This is a genomic window from Bradyrhizobium sp. Y36 (assembly GCF_002531575.1).
Taxonomy (GTDB): Bacteria; Pseudomonadota; Alphaproteobacteria; order Rhizobiales; family Xanthobacteraceae; genus Bradyrhizobium.
Window position 1 is genome coordinate 1 of sequence record NZ_NWTI01000025.1, and the last position, 20,282, is coordinate 20,282.

15 protein-coding genes and 1 pseudogene are annotated in these 20,282 nt (G+C 65.2%); 9 read left to right on the plus strand and 7 right to left on the minus strand.

Annotation, left to right across the window (positions count from 1 at the left end; all coding sequences use genetic code 11):
• The 5 genes and pseudogenes from CO669_RS30325 to CO669_RS30345 form a co-directional block, all read left to right on the plus strand.
• Positions 1 to 382: pseudogene (locus CO669_RS30325) on the plus strand (methyl-accepting chemotaxis protein); the annotation flags it as partial.
• Between the two features lie 231 nt (positions 383 to 613).
• Positions 614 to 2,308, plus strand: a complete 1,695-nt coding sequence (locus tag CO669_RS30330; protein ID WP_097665429.1) for a methyl-accepting chemotaxis protein — start codon at positions 614 to 616, stop codon at positions 2,306 to 2,308.
• Positions 2,309 to 2,550: 242 nt separating this feature from the next.
• A complete protein-coding gene (locus CO669_RS30335) occupies positions 2,551 to 4,647 on the plus strand; it encodes a methyl-accepting chemotaxis protein (protein WP_245444583.1) in 2,097 nt (698 codons plus the stop codon).
• 169 nt (positions 4,648 to 4,816) lie between these two features.
• Entirely contained in the window at positions 4,817 to 7,996 is a 3,180-nt protein-coding gene (locus tag CO669_RS30340) for an efflux RND transporter permease subunit (protein WP_097665437.1), read from the plus strand.
• Entirely contained in the window at positions 7,983 to 9,179 is a 1,197-nt protein-coding gene (locus CO669_RS30345; RefSeq protein ID WP_097665442.1) for an efflux RND transporter periplasmic adaptor subunit, read from the plus strand. The genes CO669_RS30340 and CO669_RS30345 overlap by 14 nt, the downstream gene beginning before the upstream one ends.
• A 101-nt stretch (positions 9,180 to 9,280) precedes the next feature.
• On the opposite strand, the gene CO669_RS30350 is transcribed toward CO669_RS30345, so the two are convergent.
• Positions 9,281 to 10,789 (minus strand): acetyl-CoA acetyltransferase, encoded by a 1,509-nt coding sequence (locus tag CO669_RS30350; protein ID WP_097665456.1) that lies wholly within the window; start codon positions 10,787 to 10,789, stop codon positions 9,281 to 9,283.
• A gap of 139 nt (positions 10,790 to 10,928) precedes the next feature.
• Positions 10,929 to 12,062 carry a nitronate monooxygenase gene (locus tag CO669_RS30355; protein ID WP_097665502.1) on the minus strand — a complete coding sequence of 378 codons (1,134 nt, stop codon included), beginning with the start codon at positions 12,060 to 12,062 and terminating at the stop codon, positions 10,929 to 10,931.
• Positions 12,063 to 12,424: 362 nt separating this feature from the next.
• Between CO669_RS30355 and yghU the strand changes: the two genes are divergently transcribed.
• A complete protein-coding gene (gene yghU / locus CO669_RS30360) occupies positions 12,425 to 13,300 on the plus strand; it encodes a glutathione-dependent disulfide-bond oxidoreductase (RefSeq protein ID WP_097665517.1) in 876 nt (291 codons plus the stop codon).
• 176 nt (positions 13,301 to 13,476) lie between these two features.
• Here yghU and CO669_RS36670 read toward each other — a convergent pair whose 3' ends face one another.
• The 5 genes from CO669_RS36670 to CO669_RS30385 all read right to left on the minus strand — a co-directional run bounded on the left by CO669_RS36670 (position 13,477) and on the right by CO669_RS30385 (position 17,896).
• On the minus strand, positions 13,477 to 14,202 hold the full coding sequence (locus tag CO669_RS36670) for an N-acetyltransferase (RefSeq protein ID WP_502694531.1): 726 nt from the start codon (positions 14,200 to 14,202) through the stop codon (positions 13,477 to 13,479).
• A gap of 20 nt (positions 14,203 to 14,222) precedes the next feature.
• Positions 14,223 to 14,840 carry a flavin reductase family protein gene (locus CO669_RS30370; protein ID WP_097665522.1) on the minus strand — a complete coding sequence of 206 codons (618 nt, stop codon included), beginning with the start codon at positions 14,838 to 14,840 and terminating at the stop codon, positions 14,223 to 14,225.
• A gap of 213 nt (positions 14,841 to 15,053) precedes the next feature.
• Positions 15,054 to 16,331 carry an acyl-CoA dehydrogenase family protein gene (locus CO669_RS30375; protein ID WP_097665525.1) on the minus strand — a complete coding sequence of 426 codons (1,278 nt, stop codon included), beginning with the start codon at positions 16,329 to 16,331 and terminating at the stop codon, positions 15,054 to 15,056.
• Positions 16,332 to 16,628: 297 nt separating this feature from the next.
• Positions 16,629 to 17,009, minus strand: coding sequence for a VOC family protein (locus CO669_RS30380; RefSeq protein WP_097665529.1), 381 nt, complete (start codon positions 17,007 to 17,009; stop codon positions 16,629 to 16,631).
• Positions 17,010 to 17,116: 107 nt separating this feature from the next.
• A complete protein-coding gene (locus tag CO669_RS30385) occupies positions 17,117 to 17,896 on the minus strand; it encodes an SDR family NAD(P)-dependent oxidoreductase (protein ID WP_097665690.1) in 780 nt (259 codons plus the stop codon).
• 167 nt (positions 17,897 to 18,063) lie between these two features.
• Here CO669_RS30385 and CO669_RS30390 point away from each other — a divergent pair, with 167 nt between their 5' ends.
• The 3 genes from CO669_RS30390 to CO669_RS30400 are packed head-to-tail and all read left to right on the plus strand — an operon-like array spanning position 18,064 to position 20,216.
• Positions 18,064 to 18,852, plus strand: coding sequence for an enoyl-CoA hydratase/isomerase (locus tag CO669_RS30390; protein WP_097665692.1), 789 nt, complete (start codon positions 18,064 to 18,066; stop codon positions 18,850 to 18,852).
• Positions 18,849 to 19,835 (plus strand): phosphotransferase family protein, encoded by a 987-nt coding sequence (locus tag CO669_RS30395; protein ID WP_097665536.1) that lies wholly within the window; start codon positions 18,849 to 18,851, stop codon positions 19,833 to 19,835. The genes CO669_RS30390 and CO669_RS30395 overlap by 4 nt, the downstream gene beginning before the upstream one ends.
• Positions 19,836 to 19,838: 3 nt before the next feature.
• Positions 19,839 to 20,216, plus strand: a complete 378-nt coding sequence (locus CO669_RS30400; RefSeq protein ID WP_097665539.1) for a DUF6285 domain-containing protein — start codon at positions 19,839 to 19,841, stop codon at positions 20,214 to 20,216.
• Positions 20,217 to 20,282 lie beyond the last annotated feature (66 nt).

Genomic DNA, 20,282 nt, shown 5'->3' on the forward strand with positions numbered 1-20,282 from the left:
GAAGGCGCTCGCCGAGCAGACCGCGAAGGCCACCGGCGAGATCGGCCAGCAGATCTCCGGCATTCAGGCGGCGACCAACGAATCGGTCGGCGCCATCAAGGAGATCTCCTCGACCATCGAGCGTCTGTCCGAGATCTCGTCGACGATCGCCGCCGCGGTGGAAGAGCAGGGTGCGGCGACGCAGGAGATCGCCCGCAACGTGCAGCAGGCCGCGCAAGGCACCCAGCAGGTCTCCTCCAACATCACCGACGTGCAGCGTGGCGCGACCGAGACAGGTTCGGCCTCCTCGCAGGTGCTGTCTGCGGCACAGATGCTGTCCAACGACTCGGGCCGGCTGAAGAGCGAGGTCAGCAAGTTCCTGACCAACGTCCGCGCGGCCTGAACCTGCACCGGCCAAACGACGAGCGGCGCCGAAAGCGCCGCTCGTTCTGTTTTTGCGGCAGCGATGATATCGCCCGCAGGTAGCAATCTCTGGGATCGCCCGTGGTGTTACGGGTGGCGCCTTTCACTGATGGTTAAATCGGATTAACGACAATCGAGGCGAGGGCAGCTTCGCGTTGGCGACGATCCCGTTTGAATAATCGATATTGCATTCCATCTTTTGGGGAGCCTGATGCGCAAGAATCTTCCCGTCACCGATCTAGAATATCCCGTCAGCGACGAAACGCTGATCGTCTCGCGGACCGATCTCAAGGGCAAGCTCAGCTTCTTCAACGAGGATTTCATCGCGGCCGCCGGCTTCACGTCGGCGGAGCTGATGGGGCAGCCGCACAACATCGTCCGTCATCCCGACATGCCGCCGGAGGCGTTCGACAATCTCTGGGACACGCTGAAGGCCGGCAAGCCGTGGCTCGGCGCCGTGAAAAACCGCCGCAAGAACGGCGACTTCTATTGGGTGCTGGCGACGGCCTCTCCGATTCGTGAGAACGGCGAGGTCAAGGGCTATACTTCGATCCGCACGAAGCTGCCGGCCGACCAGCGCAAGCTCGCTGAAGAGGTCTACGCGGCGATCCGCGAGAAGAAGTCGCATGGCTATCGCATCGACGCCGGCATCATCCGCCGCCGCTCGTGGCTCGACCGCTTCAGCCTCTTCACCGGCACGCTGAAGGCGCGCCTCGTCACCACGATGGTGCTCCAGGGGCTATTCATGCTCGCGCTCGGCATCGTCGGCGCGCTTTCCACCAGCGGCTCGACCAGCCTCATCCTGGCGGCACTGGCCGTCGTCGGCACCGCCATGGTCGGCTTTGCGGGCCTCTCAACCATGCGCGCGATCCAGGAGCCGATGCAGCGGCTCAACGAGATCCTGGTCAATCTCGTGCAGGACAAGCTCGACAACCGCATCGTGATCGAGCGCGACGACGAGATCGGCGAGGCGCTGCGCAACCTTCAGACCGTGCAGACCATCATCCGCTTCAGCCGCGACGAGGTGCAGGCGGTACAGCGCCGCGCCGAGACCCAGCGCAAATCCGACATGACCAAGCTTGCCGACGGCTTCGAGGCCGCGATCGGCGAGATCGTCGAGACCGTGTCGTCGGCCGCAACCGAGCTCGAGGCTTCGGCCTCGACGCTGTCCTCGACTGCGGGTCGGGCGCAGCAATTGGCAACGGCGGTCGCAACCGGCTCGGAAGCGGCTTCCTCCAACGTCCACTCGGTCGCCTCCGCCGCCGAAGAGATGTCGTCCTCGGTGCGCGAGATCGGCCGCCAGGTGCAGGACTCCTCACGGATTGCGGGCGATGCCGTCAATCAAGCGCAAGCCACCACCGAACGTGTCGGCGAATTGTCGCGCGCCGCGTCCCGAATTGGTGATGTCGTCGAACTGATCAATGCCATCGCCGGCCAGACCAATCTGCTGGCGCTCAATGCCACGATCGAGGCGGCACGGGCCGGCGAGGCCGGTCGCGGCTTTGCCGTCGTGGCCTCCGAGGTCAAGGCGCTCGCCGAGCAGACGGCCAAGGCCACCGGCGAGATCGGCCAGCAGGTCGGCGGCATTCAGGCCGCGACGCAGGAATCGGTCAGCGCCATCAGCGAAATCTCCGGCACGATCGCGCGTCTGTCCGAAATATCGTCGGCGATCGCGGCAGCGGTGGAGCAGCAGGGTGCTGCAACCCAGGAGATCGCCCGCAACGTTCAGCAGGCCGCCCACGGCACTCAGCAGGTGTCGTCCAATGTCGGCGACGTCCAGCGCGGCGCCTCCGAAACCGGCTCGGCGTCCTCGCAGGTGCTGTCGGCGGCGCAGATGCTGTCGCGCGATTCCAACCGTCTCAAGCTCGAGGTCGGCAAGTTCCTGAATTCCGTCCGCGCCGCGTAGCTGCGGGTTCAGCTAAGCTCGCATGACGAACAACCAAGCTGCGATCGCTCCGATCGCAGCTTGGTTGCTGCTTGCGCGGCACTTGGCAGGTAACGATTCGATAGTCATACGATCGATGAATCGCACTGGAGGCGAGGTTCGGCGAAGATCTTTGACGTGAGTCAATCCCAAGTTGCCTAGGCCGACTATTGCTTCGCGGAAATGCTGCTTTTTATTTGTTGCCCACGATAGGACGGCGAGCCGTGCATTTGCGAATTGGAACGATCCTGCCTCTGATTGTCTCGGCTCTCGCCCTGATGGGAGTGGCCGCCACCGGTTACACTGCCTTCGGGGCCTATCACGACCGACAGGAGGCGAACGCCTTCGTCGAGCTCAACGGCATATCGCAACAGCTGCTGCACAGTGCGGGGCAATGGGCTCTGGAGCGGGGAATGACCAACGCGGCGCTCAACGCGCCCGAGGCCATCGCTGCAGATCGCCGCGCCGAGATCGATCGGGTCCGTACAGCTTCGGGTCGGTCGTTCCACGATGCCGCGCAGCGCCTGCGCGGCCTGCCCGCGCTGAAATCCATCGAAACCAACATTGCGGATGCCGAGCGCGTTCTTGAAGGAGTCGAGAGCCTGCGCCGCAAGGTTGACGCTGATCTGGTCAAGCCGAGAGCCGAGCGCGATCCCGCCGTCGTCAGGGCCGTCGTTCCGGCCTTGACCGAGCTCATCGAGGTCGCCGCCAACCGGCTGCGATTGACCTTGGAGACGCTGACCGATTCGCCGTCGGCCGCGATGACACGGCTTGTCGGGCTTCGTCATCTCACCGCGGAGATGGCCGAGAATGCCGGCCGCGAGCGAGCCTTCCTCGGGGGCCTGATCAGCGCCCGTGCGAAACTTACCGCGGACGGCATCGGCGTGATGTCCGGGTTCCGCGGTCATGTCGATCTCGCCTGGGAGACCATCTCCCCTGTCGCCCAGCGCGCCGATGTCTCGGCGGACCTTGGCAAGGCGATCAAGGACGTGGAGCAGAAATACTTCGGCACTTACGGTTCGCTGCGCGGAGACGTGATTGGTGACGGCAGGACGGGCGAATACAAAATCTCGGGCAACGACTATGTAGCGAGCGCCACGAGCGCCATCGATGCGATCCTCAAGCTTGGTCAGGCCATCGCCGCGGATGCGGATCGGGAAGCCGCCGGCCTTGCCGCAAGGAGCACGTCTAATCTGATTGCCAGCGGTGGGATCCTCCTTGCGAGCGTCGCGCTGGCGCTGCTCAGCTTCTGGGTCGCGTTTTCGCGGATCTTGCGCCCGCTGTCTGCCCTGACGGGCGCCATGGGCGAACTTGCCGCCGGCCATTTCTCCATCGTCCTGCCCGGCCTCGGCCGCAAGGACGAGATCGGCGACATGGCGCACGCGGTCGAAGCCTTCAAGGTCAAGGCCGAAGAGAAGGCACGCGCGGAAGCCGAGGCCAAGATCACGCAGGATCGGATCGCCGCCGAGCAGCGCAAGGCCGACATGCACAGTCTCGCCGGGGCATTCGAGACCGCCATCGGCGAGATCATCGAAACGGTGTCCTCAGCGTCGACCGAGCTCGAAGCCTCGGCGGGCACGCTGAATACGACTGCAGAGCGCGCACAGCAATTGGCGGGTGTGGTGGCAGCCGCGTCGGACGAAGCATCCTCGAACGTCCAATCGGTGGCCTCGGCGACCGAGCAGCTCTCGTCCTCCGTCAACGAGATCAGCCGACGGGTCCAGGACCAGGCCCGGATGGCCAACGAGGCGGTCGGCCAGGCGGGACGAACCAACGACAGAATCGGCGAATTGTCGCGAGCGGCCTCCAGGATCGGCGACGTCGTCGAGCTGATCGACCAGATCGCCGGCCAGACCAACCTCTTGGCGCTCAACGCCACGATCGAGGCCGCGCGTGCGGGCGATGCCGGCCGTGGCTTCGCGGTGGTCGCGTCCGAGGTGAAGGCGCTCGCCGAGCAGACGGCAAAAGCAACCGGGGAGATTTCCCAGCACATTACCGGCATACAGGCGGCCACCCAGGACTCCGTCGGCGCGATCCGGGACATCGGCGGCTCGATCGGACGTCTGTCGGAGATCGCCTCGGCCATCGCGGCGGCCGTCGAAGAGCAGGGCGCTGCGACCCAGGAGATCGCGCGGAACGTGCAGAAGGCGGCTCAGGGAACGCAACAGGTGTCGGCCAATGTCGGCGAGGTCGAGCACGGCGCCAGCGAGACCGGTTCAGCCTCGTCCCAGGTGCTGTCGGCAGCGCAGATGCTGTCCCGAGATTCCAATCGCCTCAAGCTCGAGGTCGGCAAGTTCCTGGACACGGTCCGCGCCGCCTGAGGACGGCCTGCCGCATGGCTGTGATGTCCGTTTCGCAGTGCGGTAGCAGGGAATTGAATGCAGGATAGTTCTGGTTATTAGCGTTTCCGGCGGTGCTCGGGTAAAGGGGAATGGGGATCGCCGTGGGGGCGGCTTCCGTAGTCTCGTTTGACCTGGATTTGCCTGGCGCATGATTGCTCTGGTCCGTATCGCCTTGAGCCGGCCCTATACGTTCGTCGTGCTCGCGCTTCTGCTGCTGATCATCGGACCGCTCGCGGCGCTGCGGACCCCGACCGACATCTTCCCTGACATCCGCATTCCCGTGATCGGCGTGGTCTGGCAGTACACCGGCCTGCCGCCCGACCAGATGTCCGGCCGTATCACGACGCCGTTCCAGCGTGCGCTGACGACGACGGTCAACGACATCGAGCACATCACCGCCAATTCCTACAACGGCTTTGGCATCATCAAGATCTTCTTCCAGCCCAATGTCGACATCCGCACCGCCAACGCGCAGGTCACCGCGATCTCGCAGACGCTGATCAAGCAGATGCCGCCGGGCGCGACGCCGCCCTTGATCCTGAACTACTCCGCCTCCACCGTGCCGATCATCCAGGTGGCGCTGTCGGGCGACGGCCTCACCGAGCAGAATCTCGCCGACATCGGTATCAACAATCTGCGCACGCCGCTGGTCACCGTGCCCGGCGCGGCCATCCCGTATCCGTTCGGCGGCAAGCAGCGGCAGGTCCAGATCGATCTCGATCCCACCGCGCTCCAGGCCCGCGGGCTATCAGGCCAGGACGTCGCCAATGCGCTCGCCGCGCAGAACCTGATCACGCCGGTCGGCACCCAGAAGATCGGCCAGTTCGAATACAACATCCAGCTCAACAACTCGCCGCTGAAGATCGACGAGCTCGGCAACCTGCCGATCAAGACCGTCAACGGCGCCATGGTCTATGTGCGCGACGTCGCCACCGTGCGCGACGGCAACCCGCCGCAGACCAACATCGTCCATGTCGACGGCAACCGTTCGGTGCTGATGATGGTGCTGAAGGCGGGCGCGACCTCCACGCTCGACATCATCGCCGGCATCAAGCAGAAGGTGATCGACGTCAAGGACCAGCTCCCCGACGCGCTCAAGATCGGCTTCATCGGCGACCAGTCGGTGTTCGTCCGCGGCGCGATCCAGGGCGTCGCCATCGAGGGCGTGATCGCGGCGCTGCTCACCAGCGTCATGATCCTGCTGTTCCTCGGCAGCTGGCGCTCGACCATCATCATTGCGGTGTCGATCCCGCTCTCGGTGCTCGGCGCCATCATCATGCTGTCGGCGATCGGCGAGACGCTCAACATCATGACGCTCGGAGGGCTGGCGCTCGCCGTCGGCATCCTTGTCGACGACGCCACCGTGACCATCGAGAACATCAACTACCATCTGGAGCAGGGCAAGCCGGTCGAACAGTCGATCCTCGACGGCGCCAACCAGATCGTGACGCCGGCCTTCGTCTCGCTGCTGTGCATCTGCATCGTGTTCGTGCCGATGTTCTTCCTCACCGGCGTTGCGCGCTTCCTGTTCGTGCCGATGGCGGAAGCGGTGATGTTCGCGATGATCTGGTCGTTCATCCTGTCGCGCACGCTGGTGCCGACCATGGCGAACTATCTGCTGCACGCCCACGTCCATCACGAGGGCGAGCCGCCGAAGTCGCGCAATCCGCTGGTCTGGTTCCAGCGCGGCTTCGAGAAGCGGTTCGAGCGCATTCGCGGTTTCTATCACGACTTGCTCGGCCTCGCGCTGGCGCACCGCGCGGTGTTCGTGATCGGCTTTCTCTGTGTCGTCGGCGCGTCGTTCGCGCTGGTGCCGTTCCTCGGACGCAACTTCTTCCCCGCGGTCGATGCCGGCAACATCCTGATGCATGTCCGCACGCAGGTCGGCACGCGCGTCGAGGAGACCGCCAACCAGCTCGCCGACGTGCAGAAGGCCGTGCGCAAGCTGATCCCGGGCGAGATCGAGACCATGACCGACAACATCGGCATGCCGATTTCCGGCATCAACATGACCTACAACAACACCGGCGTGATCGGCCCGCAGGACGGCGACATCCAGATCAAGCTCAGGGAAGGCCACAAGCCGACCGAGGAGCATGTGAAGGTGCTGCGCGAGCAATTGCCGCGGTTGTTCCCCGGCGTCAGCTTCGCGTTCCTTCCCGCAGACATCGTCAGCCAGATCCTGAACTTCGGCGCGCCGGCGCCGATCGACCTGCAGATCCGCGGCGCCAATCTTGCCGGCAACTTCGCCTACGCCAACAGCCTGCTGGCCAAGGTCCGCAAGATCCCCGGAGTGGCGGACGCACGCATCCAGCAATCCCCGAACGCGCCGACGTTCAACATCGATGTCGACCGTACCCGCGCGCAATATGTCGGCCTGACCGAACGCGACGTCACCAACAGCCTCGTGGTCAATCTCGCCGGCTCCTCGCAGGTCGCGCCGACCTACTACCTCAATCCCGACAACGGCGTGTCCTATTCGATCGTGATGCAGACGCCGCAATACCAGATCGATTCGCTCAGCGCGCTGCAGACGTTGCCGATCACGGCGGCCGGCAATGCGCAGTCACCGATCCTTGGTGGCATCGCCGACATCAAGCGCTCGGCCTCGAGCGCGGTGGTCTCGCAATACGACATCCAGTCGATGGTGCAGATCTTCGCGACGACCTCGGGCCGCGATCTCGGCGCGGTCGCCGCCGACATCCGCCAGGTGATCGCCGACACTGCCAAGGAGGTGCCGAAGGGCTCGTCCGTGGTGCTGCTCGGCCAGGTGCAGACCATGAACGGCGCCTTCACCGGCCTGTTGTTCGGCCTGCTCGGGGCGGTCGTGCTGATCTACTTCCTGATCGTTGTGAACTTCCAGTCCTGGTCCGATCCGTTCGTGATCATCACGGCCCTGCCGGCCGCGCTCGCCGGCATCGTCTGGATGCTGTTCACGACCGGGACCACGCTGTCGGTTCCCGCGCTGACCGGCGCCATCATGTGCATGGGCGTTGCTACCGCCAACAGCGTGCTCGTGATCTCCTTCGCGCGCGAGCGCTATGCCGAACTCGGCGACCCCATTGCGGCCGCGCTCGAAGCCGGCTTCGTCCGGTTCCGCCCGGTGCTGATGACCGCGCTCGCCATGATCATCGGCATGGCGCCGATGGCGCTGGGGCTGGGCGAGGGCGGCGAGCAGAATGCGCCGCTCGGCCGCGCCGTGATCGGCGGCCTGATCTTCGCAACCTTCGCCACGCTGATGTTTGTTCCCGTGGTGTTCAGTATGGTACACAAGAAACAAGGCGCCACAGTCGCCGCCCCCTTGGAGACCTCGCATGTCGCCCACTGAACCCCGCTCGCCGGTCTCGCACCGGAAACTGGGCATCTTCGGCGTGGTGGCGCTGATCGCGGCGGGCCTCGTCGTCGGCACCGGCATCCGCGCCCGCGAGGAGCAGGGCTCCAAGCTGAGGGAATGGACCGACGACCAGGCCATTCCGAGCGTGGCGGTGACGTTGCCGAGCGCCAAGGCGCTCAACGCCACCATCGACCTGCCCGGCCGGCTGGAAGCCTATTACCGCGCGCCGATTTTCGCGCGCGTCTCGGGCTATCTGAAGAGCTGGAGCGCCGATATCGGTGCGCGCGTCAAGGCAGGTCAAGTGATCGCCGAGATCGAGGCACCCGACCTCGACCAGCAGCTGCTGCAGGCGAGGGCCGACCTCGCCAGCCAACAGGCGAGTGCGCGGCTCTCGGAAGCCACGTTGAACCGGCGCAAGACGCTGGTCGCCTCAAACTTCGTCTCCGCCCAGGAGATCGACGAGCGCACCGCGGATCTCTCCAACAAGAACGCCGCGGTCAAGTCCGGCCAGGCCAATGTCGAGCGGCTGGAAGCGCTGGCCGGCTACAAGAAGATCACGGTGCCGTTCGACGGCGTGGTGACCTCGCGCGACACCGATGTGGGCGCGCTGATCAATGCCGGCGGCGGCTCGGGACCTGCGATGTTCGTGGTCTCGGACATCACCAAGCTGCGCGTCTATGTCAACGTGCCCCAGAATTATGTGCCGGCGATCAAGATCGGCGCCAAGGCCGTCATCACGTTGCCGGAATATCCGAACCGCACCTTCCAGGCGACGGTGGAGGCGTCCTCGCAGGCCGTCGACGTCGCCTCCGGCACCACGCGCATGCAGCTCGGGCTGGACAATTCGAACGGAGAGCTGATGCCCGGCGGCTATGCCAGCGTGAAGCTCAACCTGCAGCGCGATTCCGCCCCGCTCAGCATCCCGGCCAGCGCGTTGATCTTCAACAGCAACGGCTTGCGTGTCGCGACCGTCGGGACTGATGACAAGGTGCTGTTCAAGCCCGTGACCATCGCCCGCGACCTCGGCCGCGAGATCGAGCTCGCCTCGGGAATCGCCGCGGACGATCGCGTCATCACGGCCCCGCCGGATGGCTTGTCGGACGGCGATGCTGTGCGCGTCGTCGGCGCCAAGGGCAAGCCGGCGACGGCATCGGAAAAGCAGGCGCCGAAGGGCTGAAGCAGTCTCGTAGGGTGGGTTCGCGCAGCGTAACCCACCTCTTCTTTCTCCGCGATGAAAACACTGGTGGGTTACGCCTTCGGCTAACCCATCCTACGAGATCACGCCACGCGCCACGCCGGCGCACCATCCGCGGCCATCGTGATTTCGCCCAGCGATCCCACCGGCGTGCGGTTCATATCGAGCAGATGCGCCAGCGTCGCGCCATCGCTCGCCGGGATCCGCGCCAGCGTGCGCCTATCATCTTCCGTCCGCAGCATGACCACACCGTGCTCTACATCCCCGCTGCGGCCGTAGAGCACCGTGAAACTCTCGACCTTGCCCTTGCCCGCGGCTTCGCTGACGAACTCCGGCACCGCGCGCTTGTTGCGGTCGGCTTCGCCTTGCATGCTGGTTTCCTGCGCCAGCGCCGCGCGCGGCGCGGTTTTCGCCACCACCAGCGCGTGATGCTTGGTGACGAAGCCGCCTTGTCCGTAGAGCAGGCCGAGCTTCGCGCCGTCGCGCACACGCCGCACCATCGCGCAGGCCGCATGTGTCATGTAGGTGTTGAGCGGCGCGCCGAAGAAGGTGAGGCCGCCGGTCACCGTCGGCTGCACGTCGGCGCCGAGCCCGAGCGTCCGCCGCGCCATCTTGGGTACACAGGGGAAGCAGCTATAGAGCTCGATGGCGTCGAACCTCTTGCCGTCACCGCCGGCAAGGTCCATCGCCGCTCTCAATACCGCGTTCTGCGGATGGCTCTCGTAGAACTGATCCCGCAGCAGATAATCGCGTGGCTCTTCCGCCGAGGCGCCGCCGAGCGGATAGACCAGCTTGTCCTCGGGAATCTCGAGCGCACGCGCCTTGGCAAGGCTGGTCAGCAGCAGGGCGCCGCCCATGTTGACGCTGGGGTTGGCGACCATCAGCTTGTTGTAGGGCCAGGCGATCAGGCGGTTGTCGGCCGTCGGCGTCGTGATCTCCTCCGGCGTGTAGCGTCGCTTCAGCCAGGCATTGGGATTTTGCGCGGCGGCTTCCGAATAGCGCGACCACAATGTGCCCGACTCCGCCATCGCCTCGCGCGGCGTCTGGCCCCAATGCGCGGCGGAGGCGGCCTCGTAGAACGGATAGACCGTGACGGGTCGGAACACGCCGAGCGTCACCGCCAGCGGCTTCTGGAACGCCGCGCCGCGCTTGGGCTCCTCGACATCATGGGCGAACGGCGTCCATGGCAGCTTGGCGCCGGCACGCTCCGCCTTGGTTGCGGTGGACTGCGCCTCGGCACCGCAGACGGCCGCCACCGTGCATTCGCCGCGCGCGATCCGCTTGGCGGCTTCGTGAATGTAGCGGATCGGGCTCTCGCCGCCGACCGGACCGTAATAGCAATGCGTCGGCGAGACGCCGAGGCGCTGTGCCAACAGCTGCTCCGGATCGCGATAGCGCCAGCTCAGGAAGTTGACGACGTCGAGCGACTGCACCTCGCCGAGCAGCTTTGCGCCGGCGTCCGCCTCCGCGCGCCGCAGCGCCTGTTCGAGCAGGTCGAGCGGCTCGAGACCGGCGGTGATCTCCTTGGGGCGGTCGACGATCTCGCCGATGCCGACGATGACGGGGATGCGGTCAGGTGAAACAGTCGTCATTGTTCTTGCTTCTTTGCTCTCTCAGAAATCTCCGACCTCATCCTCAGGAGACTGCGCAGCAGGCGTCTCGAAGGATGGGCCGCGGGCTCTCATGGTTCGAGACGGCGCTTGTGCGCCTCCTCACCATGAGGATCTACAGCTACTCCGCCACCAGCGCATTCATGTGCTCGACGGCTTCGGCGAACTCTTCCTTGAACTCCTGCACCACGGCGCCGGCCGACTTCACGCTGTCGATCAGGCCGACGCCCTGGCCGACGAAATAGCTGACGAGATCGCGCGCCCGCGCATTGCCGCTCGCGGCGGCGCGGTCGATCGAGTTGAAGGCATCGCGGCTGATGATGCTCTGCAGCGGCATCGGCAGCGCGCCCGGGCTTTCGGCCGCGCGATCCCAGGCATCGGTCCAGACCGAGCGGAGCTGCCGGGCCGGCTTGCCGGTGCGGCCCTTCGAGCGCACCGCGTCGCGCGAGGACGCCGCGATCATTTTTTCGCGGAAGATTTCGCTGGTCTCGGACTCGACGGTGGCCAGCCACACCGAGCCGGTCCACGCGCCGGCCGCGCCCATCGCCATGCAGGCCGCCATCTGGCGGCCGGTCATGATGCCGCCGGCGGCGAGCACCGGCACGTCGCGGATCGGCTTGATCGCCTTGATCACCTCGGGCACCAGCACCATGGTCGAGACCTCACCGCAATGGCCGCCGGCCTCGGTGCCCTGCACCACGAGGATATCGACGCCAGCCGCGACCTGGCGCAGCGCGTGCTCCTTGGCGCCGACCAGGGCTGCGACCGGCACGCCGTGCTTCTTGCCCATCTCGATCATCGCTTTCGGCGGCACGCCGAGCGCATTGGCGATCAGGCGGATCGGATGATTGAAGGAGACCTCGAGCAGCTCCAGCGCCGTCTTGCCGTCGAACGGCTGCGGCTGATCGGCTGAGACCTCCGTCGTCGTCAGCTCGATGTCGTATTTCTTCAGCAGATCGCGCGTGTAGCTGCGATGCTCCTGCGGCACGCGCGCTTCCAGGCTCTTCCAGGTGACGTCCTTCTCGCCCGCGGTCGAGATGTTCTCGGGGATCAGCACGTCGATGCCGTAGGGCTTGCCGTCGACGTAATCGTCGATCCATTTCAGCTCGCGCTCGAGCGTATCGGGCGTGTGCACGGTGGCCCCCAACACGCCGAAGCCGCCGGCGCGGCTGACGGCGGCGACGATATCGCGGCAATGGCTGAAGGCGAGCAGCGGGAACTCGATGCCCAGCATGTCGCAGATCGGCGATTTCATGGTTCTATCTCCGGAGCAGCCCTCGCGTTTTCTGGCTTTTGCTCGCAAAGCAGGGGGACGCTGGCTGATCGATGACATGCCGGATTCGGCAAGGCATCTTGTGTGTAGGCGTCGCTCGGCGTCCGACCTGACGTCGTCATTCCGGGGCTCGCGCCAGCGAGAACCCGGAATCCATTTTTCCGAGCATTCCTGGCGGCGCGATGGATTCCGGGCTCGCCCTGCGGGCGCCCCGGGATGACGGGGAGGGGGCTTGCCATAACGAAACGGTGAGATGCCGCGCCCGGCCATGCACCTCATAGGGCTTGCCATCGGCCAATCGCGGTCTAATTAATGCAGACGCATCTTTCTGCCGGAGCCCCCGCATGACCGACACCCCCGCCTACGTGCCGCCCAAGGTCTGGACCTGGAACAAGGAGAATGGCGGGCAGTTCGCCAGCATCAACCGCCCGATCGCCGGCCCCACCCACGACAAGGAGCTCCCGATCGGCAAGCATCCGCTGCAGCTCTATTCGCTGGCCACCCCGAACGGCGTGAAGGTCACGGTGATGCTGGAGGAGCTCCTGGCGCTCGGCCACAAGGGCGCCGAATACGACGCCTGGCTGATCAAGATCGGCAACGGCGACCAGTTCGGCAGCGGTTTTGTCGACATCAACCCGAACTCGAAAATTCCGGCGCTGATGGACCGCTCCGGGCCGGAGCCGATCCGGGTGTTCGAATCCGGCTCGATCCTGTTCTACCTCGCCGAGAAGTTCGGCGCCTTCCTGCCGAAGGACATCAAGGCCCGCACCGAGGCGATGTCCTGGCTGTTCTGGCAGATGGGTAGCGCGCCCTATCTCGGCGGCGGTTTCGGCCATTTCTACGCCTATGCGCCGTTCAAGATCGAATACGCCATCGATCGCTTCGCGATGGAGACCAAGCGTCAGCTCGACGTGCTCGACCGGCGCCTTGCCGACAATGAATATCTCGGCGGCAAGGAGTACACCATCGCCGACATCGCGGTGTGGCCCTGGTACGGCGCGCTCGCCAAGGGGCTGGTCTACGGCGCCGGCGAATTCCTGTCGGTGCAGGACTACAAGAACGTGCAGCGCTGGACCGACCAGATCGCGCAGCGCCCCGCCGTCAAGCGCGGCCGCATGGTCAACCGCGTCTCCGGCGATCCCGCCAGCCAGCTCCACGAGCGCCACGACGCCGGCGATTTCGACACCAAGACCCAGGACAAGGTCGCGCCTGCAACGTAATTTCCCTGCGGCCTATCCGTCGAGACGCCCGCCTTCGGCGGGCTCCTCAGGATGAGGTGCGGAGTGCGCGGCTGCAGTTGAATGGGCGCAAATGCTGCCTAGCCTCATCCTGAAGAGGCGCGTAAGCGCCGTCTCGAAGGACGAGGCGCGCGCCCTGCCGCTCGCTGCCCAGCGCCTCAATCCGGCAGCATCTCGCCGGTGCCGCCGAGTTCCGCGGGCAGGTCGGCATATTTCGGCAAGCCATCCCTGACCGAGACCATCTTGCTCGCGTAGTTCGCGTGCAGGGTCGGCAGGTGTTGATATCCTTTCAGCAGATTGGCGTAGACGTCGATCAGCCGCATTCGCGGATGCTCGGTCATGACGTGGCCGCCGCAGCGCTTGCAGAACTTCCGATGGGAATGCTCGGTCTTGTTGAACGTCCCGAGCTCTGCCTCGCCCTTGATGATGCGCACGCTGTCCGACTTCCAGAGGCTGAACGCGTTGATCGGAGAGGCCGACCACGCCTGGCAATCGGCGCAATGGCAATAGCCCGAAAACATCGCCTTGCCGGTGACCTCGACCTCGACAGCTCCACAGAAGCAGCCGGCGCGATAGCTCGCCTGCGGCTCAGCGTCCGCATCCCCGCCCTCCGCCAGGAGGTCGTTGTAGCCGGGATCCTTGCGCATGAAGTTGCGGATGAAGTCGCACTCGACGGACAGCTTGCGACCCTGCGCCCGCACCGCATCCAGCGTGGCGCGGCCGAGCTTCGAGCCGATGCCGCGGCCGCCGAGTTCCGGCGGCACCTCGGTGTGCACCAGCGTGATCGCGCCGTCGGTCTTGCGGTAGGTGACGAAGGCGATCGGCCCGTCGACGTCGAGCTCGAACCGCTCACGCTCTTCGTTGTCGCGAAAGGCTTCCGGCATCGTCGCGCTCCCGGGTTCGGTTATCTGGTCTTCGCGCCTTCCGCCGCCGGAAACACCACGCGGTCGTCGGTGCGGCAGTAGCGGTCGGCGAACATGCGGCCGATCGGGTGATAGCGGTCCATGTGCACCCGCATCGCCTCGTCGTCCCACAGCTCGTCGCGGATGTGGAAGTGGAGGCCTTCGCCCATGATAAGGCGGCGATCGTCGTTGACGTCGATCAGCTTCCAGAGCTTGCACTCCATCGCCCAGGGCGTGTCGGCGAGCCGCGGCACGGCGATTGTCGTCGAGGGCATGAGCTTCAGGCCGAGATAATCGGGCTCGCCGATCTCTGGCGGAAAGTCGCCGCTGCTCTCGTGCATCGCCCGAGCCAGCGGCTCATCCGCGAGATTGACCACGAACTCGCCGGTGCGCTGGATGTTGAGGAAGGTGTCCTTGTCCTGACCGTCAGGCTTGCGGTTGGCCGCGAACATGCACAGCGGCGGATCCTCGCAGAAGGCGTTGAAGAAGCTGAACGGGGCGGCGTTGACCACCCCGGTTGGCCCGATCGTCGTCACCCAGGCGATCGGCCGCGGCAGGATGAAGGACGTCAGCACCTTGTAGCGCTCGCGTGGCGTCAGCTCGCTGGCGGCGTACTGCATGAAGGCTCCTTGAGGACGAAGCTTCGTAGGGCGGATTAGCCGAAGGCGTAATCCGCCATTGCGCAAGGAAAATGGCGGATTACGCTTTGCCAATCCGCCCTACGATCTCTGGGCAAGTCGTCATTGCCGGGCTTGACCCGGCAATCCATCAATCCTGAAGAAATGCTCCCTTGGATGGATGCGCGGGTCAAGCCCGCGCATGACGAGTTGTGATTACGCCATGCTCAGCTCGTGGCGCCCCACCACCATCCAGTGCACCTCGTCGGGGCCGTCCGCAAAACGCAAATGGCGGACGTCCTGGTACATTTCGGCGAGCGGCGTCCAGTGCGAAATGCCGGTGGCGCCATGCATCTGAATCGCCTGGTCGATGATCTTGCAGGCGCGCTCGGGCACCATGGCCTTGACCATGGAGACCCAGACGCGGGCCTCCTTGTTGCCGAGCACGTCCATCGCCTTGGCGGCCTTCAGCACCATCAGCCGCATCGCCTCGATCTCGCAGCGCGCCTGCGCGATGATCTGCATGTTGCCGCCGAGATGGGCGATCTTCTTGCCGAAAGCCTCGCGGGTGAGGCCACGCTGCACCATCAGGTCGAGCGCCTTCTCGGCCTTGCCGATGGTGCGCATGCAGTGATGGATGCGCCCTGGTCCGAGGCGGAGCTGCGAGATCTCGAAGCCGCGGCCTTCGCCGAGCAGCATGTTCTCCTTCGGGACCCGCACGTTGTTGAAGCGCATGTGCATGTGACCGCGCGGCGCGTGGTCCTGGCCGAACACATACATGGGGCCGAGCACCTCGACGCCGGGCGTGTCGCGCGGCACCAGGATCTGCGACTGCTGCTTGCTCGGCGCCGCGTCCGGATTGGTCTTCACCATCACGATGAGGATCTTGCAGCGGGGATCGCCCACGCCCGAAATGTAATACTTCTCGCCGTTGATGACCCATTCGTCGCCGACGAGCTTTGCCGTCGTCGAGATGTTCTTGGCGTCGGAGGAGGCGACGTTCGGCTCGGTCATGACATAGGCCGAACGGATCTCGCCGTTGAGCAGCGGCTTCAGCCACTTCTCCTTCTGCTCCTTGGTGCCGACGCGCTCCAGCACCTCCATGTTGCCGGTGTCGGGCGCCGAGCAGTTCATGGTCTCCGAGGCCAGCGGGCTCTTGCCGAGCTCGGAGGCGATATAGGCGTAGTCGAGATTCTTCAGGCCCTGGCCGGTCTCGTCATCCGGCAGGAAGAAGTTCCAGAGGCCTTCCTGCTTGGCCTTGTTCTTGGCCTTCTCCAGCACTTCGAGCTGCTTCGGCGTGAAGCTCCAGCGGTCTTCCTTGCCTTCGCCGGCCTTGGCGAACTCGATCGACATCGGCTCGACGGTGTCGCGGATGAACTTCTTGACGTGATCGTAGAGCGGCCGGACCTGGTCCGACATGCGCAGGTCGTTGAGCTCGTCGCCGGGATTGAGGGTGTAGTTGGTGGTGCGGGGAATGTAGGTGTGTTTTGTCATTGTTTCTCCCGGTGACGCTGTGATCGAATTGGCCGGGAGAATAGTCGCAGCGCCGCCAAAGTGCGAGCGCGTATTTTCTCGCGCGGGGCCATGCCATGCGATGGAATATCGCGAGGGCGTTTGAAATGTTGTTTGAACGGGCGCGCGCTGGTCACGCCCGCGCCGCACTCTCCGCCGTCATCGCCCGCGAAGGCGGGCGATCCAGTATTCCAGAGGCTGCGGTGATGAAATCGAGACGCCGCGGCGTACTGGATGCCCCGGTCAAGCCGGGGCATGACAGCGGTGGTTGTGGCCAGCCTAGTTCGGCAGCCGATGCATCGCGCAGATCTTGTTGCCGTCGAGATCGCGCAAATATGCGAGATAGAGCTTGCCACCCGGACCCTGGCGGATGCCCGGCGGATCCTCGATCGATTTTGCACCTGCCGCAACGCCGGCCGCATGCCAGGCATCGACCTGCTCGGGCGAATTGCAGGCAAAGCCGATCGTGCTGCCGTTCGCGCAGGTTGCCGGTTCGCCGTTGATCGGCTTCGACACCGAGAATACGCCGGTCTTGGTGATGTAGAAGATGCGATGGCCGTCGACCCTGGCCGGCCGCACCTCGAGCGTGCTCAGCAAATTGTCGTAGAACGTCTTGGCCTTGTCGAGATCGTTGGTGCCGATCATGATGTGCGAGAACATTTGCCCATTCCCTCAGTGTTGTAGCCCGGATGGAGCGAAGCGAAATCCGGGTCTTGCTTGCTTTTGGCCGTCCCGGATCGCGCTTCGCTCCATCCGGGCTACGAGAATCAAAACGCCGTATAGCCGCCGTCGATCACGAACGTATCCGCGGTGTGATACGACGACGCCTTGCTCATCAGATACACCGCGATGCCGCCGAAATCGGAGGCCTCGCCGAAGCGGCGCTGCGGAATGCGCGGCATCACGTTGGCGACGAATTTGTCGTTGGCCATGATGCCTGCGGTCATGTCGCTCTTGATCCAGCCGGGCAGGATTGCGTTCGCGGTGACGCCGTGGCGGGCGAGCTCGACGCCGAGCGCGCGCACCAGCGCGTTGATCGCGGCCTTGGTCGCCGCATAATGCTCGTTGCGCGCCGTGCCGAAGATCGAGGCGAGGCTCGAGGTCGCGACCAGCCGGCCGAAGGGATCGCCGGCATTGGCGCGCTCGGTCATGTGTTTTGCCGCGGCTTGAAAGGCGTGGAACACGCCGTCGAGGTTGGTCGCGAACATCGTGCGCCATTCCTCTTCGGTGCGCTCGATGAAGGACCTGCGGCCGCCGCCGCCGATGCCGGCATTGGCGAAGCAGCCGTCGACCCGGCCGAACACATCGAGCGTCGCCTTCATCGCGGCATTGACGGAGGCCGGATCGGTGACGTCGCAGACGCGGGAATCGACCTTGCCTGGCAGCCCCGCCATGCTCGCGGCGGCGGCCTTGTTCTTGTCGGCGTTGCGGCCCCAGATCGAGACGTTACAGCCCTGGCCCGCGAGCGCCTGCGCGATGCCGAGGCCGATGCCGCCATTGCCGCCGGTGATCACGGCGACGCGGCCGGAGAGGTCGAAAAGGTTCATGGCGCGTTTCCTGTTCTTGCTGTGAGGCGGCATCAGCCGCTGCGCGCAAGATTGCTTGCTATGCTCTGATCACCATGGACAAGACCGCGCCAAAAATCAAATATGCGCCCCGACAAAACGAATTCCGGTCTGCGAAACTGACGCAGTCCGCAACTGACGAGGAAACCATGCAGTTCAAACACGTCACGCTCGATTTCGATGGTTCGGTCGCAATCCTCAGGCTCGACCATCAGGAGGTGATGAACGCGGTGTCCGTCGACATGCTGGGCGGCCTTGCCGAAGCGCTCGATACGATCGAGGAGAAGAAGGACGAGGTGCGCTGCGTGGTGCTGACCGGCGCCGGCCGCGCCTTCTGCACCGGCGCCAATCTGCAAGGGCGCAACAACCAGTCGAAGAAGACCAAGGCCGGGCTGACGCTGGAGACGGGTTTTCACCCCTTCCTGCGCCGCATCCGCAATCTGCACTGCCCGATCATCACCGCGGTCAACGGCCCGGCCGCCGGCGCCGGCATGAGCTTCGCGCTGCTCGGCGACATGATCCTGTGCGCGCGCTCGTCCTATTTCCTCCAGGCTTTCCGCCGCATCGGCCTCGTGCCGGATTGCGGCTCGACCTGGCTGCTGCCGCGCCTCGTCGGCCGGGCGCGCTCGATCGAATTGTCGCTGATGGGCGAGCGGTTGCCGGCGGAGAAGGCGCTGGAATGGGGCCTCGTCAACCGCGTCTATGACGACGCCGTGCTGATGGAAGAGGCGATGAAGCTCGCGCGCGATCTCGCCAGCGGCCCGACGGTGGCGCTGTCGCTGATCCGCAAGCTCTATTGGGACAGTCCCGAAAATTCCTTCGAGGATCAGCTCAACCTCGAATTCCAGTGCCAGCTCCGCGCCGGCGACACCCAGGATTTCCGCGAGGGTGTCGGCGCGTTCCTGGAGAAGCGGCCCGCGCAGTTCAAAGGCAAATGATCGAAGCCGAGCTTTCCCGCAGCGTCCAGCGCTGGTGCAAAGGCGCGACCGGCGCGACCTCTGCGGCCAAATTGTCGGGCGGCGCCAGTCAGGAAACCTGGCGCTTCGACATCACCCATCCCGATGGCGCGATCGGCGCGATCCTGCGGCGCTCGCCGAAGGGATATGGCGCCGCGCCGACGCGCGCGGCGGGCCTGGCCGCCGAAGCGCAGCTGATGCAGCTCGCCTTCGAGGCCGGCGTGCCGTCGCCGCGCGTGCTGCATGTGCTGGTGCCGGAGGACAATCTCGGCACCGGCTTCATCATGCAAAGGATCGAGGGCGAGACCATCGCGCGCAAGATCCTCCGCGATGACGACTACGCGGCAGCGCGGCCGCATCTGGCGCGCCAGATCGGCGGCATTCTCGCCGGCCTCCATCGCCTGCCAAAGGACAAGCTGCCGGAGCTGCGCAGCCGCGGCGCGACCCAGGAGATCTCCGAGTTCGATCGCGATTACCGCAGCCTGAACTGGCCCAAGCCGGTGTTCGAGCTGGCGCTGCGCTGGCTCCGGGATCACGATCCCGGCCCGTCGACCGAGACGACGCTGGTGCACGGCGATTTCCGCAACGGCAATCTCATCATCGGTGCCGATGGCGTGCGCGCCGTGCTGGACTGGGAGCTCGCCCATCTCGGCGACCCCATGGAGGATCTCGGCTGGGTCTGCGTCAACTCCTGGCGGTTCGGCGAGATCGACAAGCCCGTCGGCGGCTTTGGTTCGCGCGAGGACCTGTTCGCGGGCTATGAGGCCGCGGGCCACAAGGTCGATCCGGCGCGCGTGAAATTCTGGGAAGTGATGGGCACGCTGCGCTGGGGCATCATGTGCGGCGGCATGATGCAGCGGTTCCGCGAGGGCCCCGACCACTCCATGGAGCGCGCCATGATCGGCCGCCGTGCCTCAGAGACCGAGATCGATCTGTTGCGGCTGCTGGCGCCGCGCGGGAGCTGACACATGCAGGACGAGCCGACCCCGATCGAGCTGACCAAATCCGTCGCCGATTTCCTCCGCAACGACATCACGCCGCTGATCAGCGGCCACCCGGCCTTCAAGCTGCGCGTCGCCATCAACATCCTCGACCTCGTCACGCGGCAGCTGACGCAGGAGGAGGCGAGCGATGCTGCGGAGGTCGAGCGACTGCGCGCGCTGCTCGGTGTGGACGGCTCGGTGACGGATCTCAACCGTGCGCTGGCCGAGCGGATCGCAAAAGGTGAGGTGGACCTTTCAACGCCGGGCCTTGCCGAGCATTTGTGGGCGACCACGATGGACAAGCTTGCTGTGGATCAGCCGAACTACGCCTCGTACAAGCGGGAGCTGGGCCGGGGCGGGTAGGCGAGCCAGATTCCCCGCTGTCATCGCCCGCGAAGGCGGGCGATCCAGTACTCCGAGACGGTTGTG

Coding starts and splice junctions, on each gene's coding strand:
- CO669_RS30330 (WP_097665429.1), top strand. CDS start 614: ATGCGCAAGAATCTTCCCGTCACCGATCTAGAATATCCCGTCAGCGAC.
- CO669_RS30340 (WP_097665437.1), top strand. CDS start 4,817: ATGATTGCTCTGGTCCGTATCGCCTTGAGCCGGCCCTATACGTTCGTC.
- CO669_RS30345 (WP_097665442.1), top strand. CDS start 7,983: ATGTCGCCCACTGAACCCCGCTCGCCGGTCTCGCACCGGAAACTGGGC.
- CO669_RS30350 (WP_097665456.1), bottom strand. CDS start 10,789: ATGACGACTGTTTCACCTGACCGCATCCCCGTCATCGTCGGCATCGGC.
- CO669_RS30355 (WP_097665502.1), bottom strand. CDS start 12,062: ATGAAATCGCCGATCTGCGACATGCTGGGCATCGAGTTCCCGCTGCTC.
- yghU (WP_097665517.1), top strand. CDS start 12,425: ATGACCGACACCCCCGCCTACGTGCCGCCCAAGGTCTGGACCTGGAAC.
- CO669_RS36670 (WP_502694531.1), bottom strand. CDS start 14,202: ATGCCGGAAGCCTTTCGCGACAACGAAGAGCGTGAGCGGTTCGAGCTC.
- CO669_RS30370 (WP_097665522.1), bottom strand. CDS start 14,840: ATGCAGTACGCCGCCAGCGAGCTGACGCCACGCGAGCGCTACAAGGTG.
- CO669_RS30375 (WP_097665525.1), bottom strand. CDS start 16,331: ATGACAAAACACACCTACATTCCCCGCACCACCAACTACACCCTCAAT.
- CO669_RS30380 (WP_097665529.1), bottom strand. CDS start 17,009: ATGTTCTCGCACATCATGATCGGCACCAACGATCTCGACAAGGCCAAG.
- CO669_RS30385 (WP_097665690.1), bottom strand. CDS start 17,896: ATGAACCTTTTCGACCTCTCCGGCCGCGTCGCCGTGATCACCGGCGGC.
- CO669_RS30390 (WP_097665692.1), top strand. CDS start 18,064: ATGCAGTTCAAACACGTCACGCTCGATTTCGATGGTTCGGTCGCAATC.
- CO669_RS30395 (WP_097665536.1), top strand. CDS start 18,849: ATGATCGAAGCCGAGCTTTCCCGCAGCGTCCAGCGCTGGTGCAAAGGC.
- CO669_RS30400 (WP_097665539.1), top strand. CDS start 19,839: ATGCAGGACGAGCCGACCCCGATCGAGCTGACCAAATCCGTCGCCGAT.